Source organism: Saccharothrix hoggarensis, assembly GCF_042678885.1.
Lineage (GTDB): Bacteria > Actinomycetota > Actinomycetes > Mycobacteriales > Pseudonocardiaceae > Actinosynnema > Actinosynnema hoggarensis.
On the sequence record NZ_JBHTLK010000347.1, the window covers coordinates 1 to 4,762 of the forward strand.

Annotated in this window: 7 protein-coding genes and 1 pseudogene; 4 read left to right on the forward strand and 4 right to left on the reverse strand. The window is 73.0% G+C overall.

From position 1 onward, the window contains the following. Positions 1-1,231, reverse strand: a 1,231-nt coding sequence (locus ACFQ3T_RS34315; protein ID WP_380729941.1) for a UvrD-helicase domain-containing protein, incomplete at its 3' end; no start/stop codon positions are given. Between the two features lie 375 nt (positions 1,232-1,606). Between ACFQ3T_RS34315 and ACFQ3T_RS34320 the strand changes: the two genes are divergently transcribed. Next, positions 1,607-1,933, forward strand: a complete 327-nt coding sequence (locus ACFQ3T_RS34320) for an MGMT family protein (protein WP_380729929.1) — start codon at positions 1,607-1,609, stop codon at positions 1,931-1,933. On the opposite strand, the gene ACFQ3T_RS34325 is transcribed toward ACFQ3T_RS34320, so the two are convergent. Then, a complete protein-coding gene (locus ACFQ3T_RS34325; protein WP_380729931.1) occupies positions 1,896-2,285 on the reverse strand; it encodes a tetratricopeptide repeat protein in 390 nt (129 codons plus the stop codon). The genes ACFQ3T_RS34320 and ACFQ3T_RS34325 overlap by 38 nt on opposite strands. Continuing rightward, positions 2,282-3,241 carry a pirin family protein gene (locus ACFQ3T_RS34330; protein ID WP_380729932.1) on the reverse strand — a complete coding sequence of 320 codons (960 nt, stop codon included), beginning with the start codon at positions 3,239-3,241 and terminating at the stop codon, positions 2,282-2,284. Before ACFQ3T_RS34330 ends, ACFQ3T_RS34325 begins: the two co-directional genes overlap by 4 nt. A 129-nt stretch (positions 3,242-3,370) precedes the next feature. On the opposite strand from ACFQ3T_RS34330, the gene ACFQ3T_RS34335 reads away from it, so the two are divergent. The 3 genes from ACFQ3T_RS34335 to ACFQ3T_RS34345 are packed head-to-tail and all read left to right on the forward strand — an operon-like array spanning position 3,371 to position 4,532. After that, positions 3,371-3,706, forward strand: a complete 336-nt coding sequence (locus ACFQ3T_RS34335; RefSeq protein ID WP_380729935.1) for a PadR family transcriptional regulator — start codon at positions 3,371-3,373, stop codon at positions 3,704-3,706. Next, positions 3,703-4,266, forward strand: coding sequence for a hypothetical protein (locus ACFQ3T_RS34340; protein ID WP_380729937.1), 564 nt, complete (start codon positions 3,703-3,705; stop codon positions 4,264-4,266). The genes ACFQ3T_RS34335 and ACFQ3T_RS34340 overlap by 4 nt, the downstream gene beginning before the upstream one ends. Next, positions 4,263-4,532 carry a hypothetical protein gene (locus tag ACFQ3T_RS34345; RefSeq protein WP_380729939.1) on the forward strand — a complete coding sequence of 90 codons (270 nt, stop codon included), beginning with the start codon at positions 4,263-4,265 and terminating at the stop codon, positions 4,530-4,532. Before ACFQ3T_RS34340 ends, ACFQ3T_RS34345 begins: the two co-directional genes overlap by 4 nt. On the opposite strand, the pseudogene ACFQ3T_RS34350 reads toward ACFQ3T_RS34345, so the two are convergent. After that, positions 4,529-4,762: pseudogene (locus ACFQ3T_RS34350) on the reverse strand (sirohydrochlorin chelatase); the annotation flags it as partial. The gene ACFQ3T_RS34345 and the pseudogene ACFQ3T_RS34350 sit on opposite strands and share 4 nt — an antisense overlap.

Below are 4,762 nucleotides of genomic sequence, written 5' to 3' on the forward strand. Positions count from 1 at the left end.
CCGGCACGCCCGCCGCGAGCAGCGCCCGCTGCAGCACCGGCAACGACCGCGTCGCCGACCGCGCCACCACGGCCATCCGCGACCACGGCACCTCGTCGATCAGGTGCGCCCGGCGCAGCTGGTCGGCCACCCAGCTCGCCTCCTGCGCGGCCGACGCGAACAACCGCACCTGCACGGCGCCCTCGCCGTCCGCCGGCGACACCGAGCGGGTCGGCGACGCGCCCGGCAGGCGGCCCGCGAGCCGTCCCACCGCGGCCCGGATCTCCGGCGTCATGCGGTGACCGGTGGTCAGCACCACCGCCGGCCCGTCCGCCTCGGCCAGCAACGTCGGGTCCGCGCCCCGGAACGAGAAGACGGCCTGGTCGGGGTCACCCGACAGGATGAACTCGTGCGCGGCCCGGCCCAGCTCGCGCAGGAACTCGAACTGCAGCGGGTCGAGGTGCTGCGCGTCGTCGACCAGCAGGTGCCGCACCCGCCGCCGTTCGCCCGCCAGGACGTCCGGCTCGGTCTGGAACGCCAGCAGCGCGCTGCCGACCAGCTCCGCCGCGTCGAACGACGGCGCGTGCCCCTGCCCGCTGCTGGCCAGGAGGTTGACCTGCTCGTACTGGGTGGCGAACAGGCCGGCCGCGACCCACTCCTCTCGGGACTGCTGCCGCCCCAGCTCGGTCAGGTCCTCCGGCGCGAGGCCCCGCTCGGTGGCGCGGAGCATCAGGTCGCGCAGCTCGTGCGCGAACCCCGGCAGCGTCAACGCGGGCCGCAGCCGTTCCGGCCACTTCGGCGCGCCCGTGCTGACGTCACCGGCGAGCAGTTCGCGCACCACGGCGTCCTGCTCGGGACCGGACAGCAGGCGCGGCGCGGGCTCGCCCTTCAGCACCGCCTGCGCCCGCAGCACCGCGAACGCGTACGAGTGGACGGTCCGGACCAGCGGTTCCTGCGTGGTCGGCAGCACGCCGTCGGACCGGGCGCCCGTGAGCAGGCGGGTGATGTGCGCCCGCATCTCCGCCGCGGCCCGCCGGTTCGGCGTGATCACCAGCACGTTCTCCGGGTGGACGCCGTCCCGGACCCGCCGCGCGACCACCTCGGCCAGCAACGTGGTCTTGCCCGTGCCGGGGCCCCCGAGCACCCGCAGCGGCCCGCCGGCGTGCTCGAACACGGCGCGAGCGGGCGCGTCCCAGTGCCGCCGGGGCTCCTCCTGCCGCACCCGGCGCACCAACAACGGCGCCCTGTTCACTGCCACGAGAGCATGGAACCACAGTGTTGGATTGCCGCTGCTCCGCAGGCGGCGGCTCGGCTGTGTTTGTGGCCGCTGCTCCGCAGACGGCGGCTCGGCCGCCATGAAGTCGGCAGTTCGCGACCGATCCCGCGACGATCGAAAAGCGTGATCGCCGCGGGATGGGCCGCGAACTACCGACGCGGCCGTGCACATGGCCGCTGCTCCGCAGACGGCGGCTCGGCCGCCATGAAGTCGGCAGCTCGCACCTGATCCGCCGGCGATCGAAAAGCGTGATCGCCGGCGGATCAGGTGCGAACTACCGACGCGGCCTCGCGGTGGTGGTCCGGTCGTGTGGGATCAAGGCGAGCTGATCTCACATGCGAAGCTGTCGGGGTGGACGAAGAGCTGCATGAGATGGTGCGCGCGGTCGTGCGGAGGATTCCGCGCGGGCGGGTTGCCACTTACGGGGACGTCGCCGACATCGCCCGCGCGCCGTCCCCCCGGTTGGTCGGGATGGTGCTCAACCAGGACGGCCTCGACCTGCCGTGGCACCGGGTGTTGCGCGCCAACGGCACTTGCGCGCCCCACATCGCCGACGAGCAGCTGCAACGGCTGCGTGAAGAGGGTGTGGTGGCCGACGACGGCAAGGTCGACCTGCGCAAGTACCGCTGGGAGGACGCCGTCAAGCAGAAGGCGGAGGAGCCGCCCGCCCTGTGGTGACCCGCGCCTGCACGCGGGCCAGTTCGCCTTCCACGTCCGGGTCGCGGGTCAGCGCGGCGGCGAGCTTGAGGTGCGGCAACGCCTCCGCGTGCCGGCTCTGGCGGCTGAGCGTGCGGCCGAGGAGCAGGCGCGGGTAACCGTCGGACGGGTCCAGCTCGACCAGGTCGACGAGGACCCGTTCCGCCTTGCCCAGCGCGGCGGACTGGAAGTGCGCCAACGCCAGCTCGGTCAGCACGGTGCGGTCGCGCGGCGCGTGCTCGGCCGCCTCGGCGAGGTAGCGGGCGGCCGTGCTGGGGTCGCCCGCCTCGCGGAACTCGCGGCCCTTGCGCAGCAGGTCCAGGACGTCGGTCATGACAGCTCCTCGTCCGCCGAGGTGACGTGCGGGACGGGCGTCCCGCCGAGTCGCCCGGCTTGGAAGTCCTCGATGGCTTGCAGGATCTCGGCCCGGGTGTTCATCACGAACGGCCCGTAGCGCGCGACGGGCTCGTTCAGCGGCAGCCCGCCGAGGACGAGCACGTCCCAGGTCGTCTCGGCCCGCACGGTGAGCGCCGCGCCCCGGTCGAGGACGGCCAGGTGGCCTTCCTCGAGGGGACGTCGCTCGACGCCGACCGTGCCGCGGCCGGACAGCACGTAGACCATCGCGGTGAACTCCTCCGGCCAGGGCAGCGCCAGCCGGGCGTGCGGGCTGAGCGTGGCGTGCAGGTAGGTGATCGGGGTGTGGGTGAGGCCGGGGCCGCGGTGGCCCGCGACGTCGCCCGCGATGACGCGGACGAGCGCCCCGCCGTCGTCGCTGGACAGCAACGTCGTGTCGTGCGCCTTGATGTCCTGGTAGCGGGGCGGCGTCCACTTGGCGGCCTTGGGCAGGTTCACCCAGAGCTGGACACCGTGGAACAGCCCGCCCCGGGACACGAGTTCCTGCGGCGGCAGCTCGGAGTGCAGCACCCCGGAGCCCGCGGTCATCCACTGCGTGCCGCCGTTGGTGATCAGCCCGCCGCCGCCGGTCGAGTCCTTGTGCTCGAACGCGCCGTCGATCATGTAGGTGACGGTCTCGAAGCCGCGGTGCGGGTGCCACGGCGCGCCCTTCGCCTCGCCGGGGCCGTACTCGACGGCGCCCATGTGGTCGAGGAGGAGGAACGGGTCGGCGAGGGCGAGGTCGACGCCCGGGAACGGGCGGCGGACCTGGAAGCCCTCACCCTCGACGAACCGGCGCGCCGGCACGACCCGCCGCACGGGACGCCACGCGGTGGCGTGCTCGGGCAGCTCGGGGAGGCGCGGGAGGGTCAGGGTGTCGGCGGTGACGGCGGGCATGGCTGCCTCCTCGGGCGGTGACCGCCCGGGTTCGGCGGTCTCACCCGCGTCAACCTAGTTGAAGCATCAACTATTCCTGCGGTCACGAGAGGTCTACATATGTCGCGCTACATGTGTAGACTCGTTTCCGTGCAGGTGACCGACACGCTGAGCAGGGTGCTCAAGGCCTTCCTCTGCGACCCGGCGAAGCCGCAGTACGGCTATGAGCTGATGAAGGCCGCGGACGTGAAGAGCGGCACGCTCTACCCGATGCTGAAGCGGCTCCTGGACGATGGCATCGTGGTCGCCGAGTGGGAGTCCGCGTCCCCGACGCCGGGCGGCCGTCCGCCGAGGCGGTACTACAAGCTGACCGGCGAGGGCGTCCGGCAGGCCCGCGTCGCACTGGCCGAGCACGGGACCGACCGCCGTCCGGCGGGGATGGCGTGGCCGGACTTCGGCCCGTCGCCCGCGACGGGGTTGGGATGACCGCCCGCCGGGACCGCGCCGTGCGGCGGATCGCGACGTTCCTGCTCGGACTGGCCTGGCGTCGGCTCCCGGTCGACTCCCGGGACGAGTGGTTGCGGGAGTGGCACGGCGAACTGTCGGCCATCCTCGCCCCGGACGGTGACCGCGGGTGGCGACGAACGGCTCGCGCCCTGCTGTTCGCGCTCGACCAGCACCGCGGCATCCCGGCGTTGTGCGAGTCGACGTGGCCCCGGACGTTGGGCAAGGCCGCGCTGACCTCCGCCGTCGTGACGATCGCCGTGTCCGCTGCCGCCGTGTCGCCGACCTTCCTCGGCGGCAGCGGGTACCTGGTGTCCGGCCGCGACAGCGGCAAGATCTCGACCGCCAAGAACTGGGTCATCTACGCGACGCTGCTCGGCCTGGTGGCGTACCCGGTCGGCTGGCTCTTGATCGGCCTCGGACCGGTGCTCGTGGTCGCGGGAGTGATGGTCGCCGTGAACCTGCTCCTGTGCGCCACGGCTCTGACCCTGACAGCACTGGCCAGGGTGCGCGAAACCCTACAGCGAAGGGCGAGCCGATGAAGCGGGCGGCGATTGCGGCCTCGGCGGCGATCCTGGGTAGTGGCGTGACCGGTGTCGCCCCGTGGCCGGTCGTGGCCTTCCTCGGCATGCTCGGCGCACTGGTCTACATATATCGACTCCGGGTGATCCAGGACCTCGGCCGTCGAGCGCTCGACAAGAGCACTCCGGAGGGGGTGCCCAGTGTGATGTCGACCATCACCGGCGGCGAACTCACGCTCGACCCGCTGCCCGCGAAAGGTGTGCGGAACGGGAAGAAGAAGCGCTAGGCGACGTCCTGGAAGCAGCGCGCCTCGTAGTACCGCAGCAGCACCGCTTCCACCACGCGCAGGTGCGCGCCGATGGGCGCGGCGACCACGTCCGCGCCCGAGTCGACCACGGCCCGGTGGAACAGGCCGGGCGCCAGCAGCCAGGAGGCGACGGCGACGCGGCCCGGCGCGGCGGCCACCACGTCCGAGACGTGCGGCGTGGCGGTGGCGGCGTACCCGATGGCCACCGG

Bases quoted from the DNA above. Each gene is read 5' to 3' on its own strand.
- ACFQ3T_RS34345 (WP_380729939.1), top strand. From the start codon at position 4,263: ATGAAGCGGGCGGCGATTGCGGCCTCGGCGGCGATCCTGGGTAGTGGC.
- ACFQ3T_RS34340 (WP_380729937.1), top strand. From the start codon at position 3,703: ATGACCGCCCGCCGGGACCGCGCCGTGCGGCGGATCGCGACGTTCCTG.
- ACFQ3T_RS34325 (WP_380729931.1), bottom strand. From the start codon at position 2,285: ATGACCGACGTCCTGGACCTGCTGCGCAAGGGCCGCGAGTTCCGCGAG.
- ACFQ3T_RS34330 (WP_380729932.1), bottom strand. From the start codon at position 3,241: ATGCCCGCCGTCACCGCCGACACCCTGACCCTCCCGCGCCTCCCCGAG.